This is a genomic window from Neisseria sp. P0021.S007, assembly GCF_051956855.1.
This window is the reverse complement of record NZ_JBQCXA010001048.1, coordinates 1-542: the sequence shown is the minus strand read 5'-3', so window position 1 is coordinate 542 and position 542 is coordinate 1. Positions and strand designations below refer to the sequence as shown.

Here is a 542-nt window from a genome sequence, read left to right as displayed (position 1 = left end):
TTGAGGTCGTCTGAAATGTTTTCAGACGACCTCTATAAACATCATGCTACATTTCAAAAGCGGACATCAAGTTTTTTCACGTTCGTCCAACAGTAAAAACACCATCAGCGACAGCAGCATCAAAACCGTCGTCAACACCATTGCCCGCGCATAATTGTCTGCCCCTGCCCTACCCAGATACGAATAAATCAAAGTGGTCAGCGTCTGCCACTCAGGGCGCGACAAAAACAGCGTGGCGGCAAACTCTCCGATACAGGTTGCCGCAGCCAAAGTCAAACCGCGTCGCAAGGCGGGTCTCAATAATGGAGCGGTCACATACAAGGTCGTCTGAAAAGCATTTGCCCCCATACCGCGCGCAGCCGACACATAATCTTCAGGCAAATCGTCCCAAGCCGCCAGCACATCTTTTGCCACAAACGGATACGCCAGCAGCGCATAAGTAGCGACCAACAAAGGCAGCGATGCCGTCCATTGCGGATAAAGCAGCAATATACCGGCGGCAATGCAGGCAGGCGAAACCATAAACGGCAAAAACACCAAAC

At 51.3% G+C, this 542-nt stretch carries 1 protein-coding gene; it reads right to left on the bottom strand.

What is annotated here, in order from left to right:
- Window positions 1–66 precede the first annotated feature (66 nt).
- On the bottom strand, window positions 67–542 hold a 476-nt coding region (locus ACTHUR_RS17450), incomplete at its 5' end, for an ABC transporter permease subunit (protein WP_440399978.1).